Raw genomic sequence first — 631 nt, 5'->3', positions numbered from 1 at the left:
GTTGATGTGCATTTTCTGCCCTGTGACCAAGTGGTGGTGTCGGCGGTAGCGCATCTGCCCGGCATGCCCGGTTATCCCTATAACTTTCCCCGCCGAATGGAGGTGCCCAGCACATGTCCGACTCCCTGAATACGCTTGATAAACGCCCGCCAGCGGAACCTCTGGCGATAACCCCGGTATTTCCCGAAAAGGGGCTGTTACCTTCGCATCCTCAGCAGGTGGCCGATAACGGTATCGCGCAACGCAAAGTGGAACGCCAAATTGCGGCTGAAACTGAGCGGGCTGCGCTGGCTGCACACCGGGGTTATTTTGGTCCGCCGTGTATGGATGTGTTGAACATCACGCTGTGTTTTGACGGCACTAATAACCATGAGCCGTCAGACAAACTGAGCAAGCCACCCACCACCAGTAATGTGGCACGGCTTTATCATGCGAGCCTCGGCGACCTTGAAGGCGCATTGCAAACCCGAATCGGTCAGCTGGCTTTTTATCGCTACTACATCCCCGGTGTAGGCACTGAGTTCAAGGAAATTCACGAGTTCGGGCCGAGTGATTCGGGGCTGAGCATGGCGACTGGGGGCGAGAATCGTATTAACTGGGGGCTGACCCGGTTGCTCGATGCCCTGAAAGT

Annotated in this window: 1 pseudogene; it reads left to right on the top strand. The window is 56.4% G+C overall.

From position 1 onward, the window contains the following. Positions 1-113 precede the first annotated feature (113 nt). Positions 114-631 (top strand): annotated as a pseudogene (locus tag GHN86_RS23790) (DUF2235 domain-containing protein); the annotation flags it as partial.

The sequence above is a fragment of the Pseudomonas helleri genome, from assembly GCF_009600315.1.
GTDB lineage: Bacteria > Pseudomonadota > Gammaproteobacteria > Pseudomonadales > Pseudomonadaceae > Aquipseudomonas > Aquipseudomonas helleri_A.
Note: the sequence above shows the minus strand (reverse complement) of the source record. Positions and strands in the feature narration are given on the sequence as shown.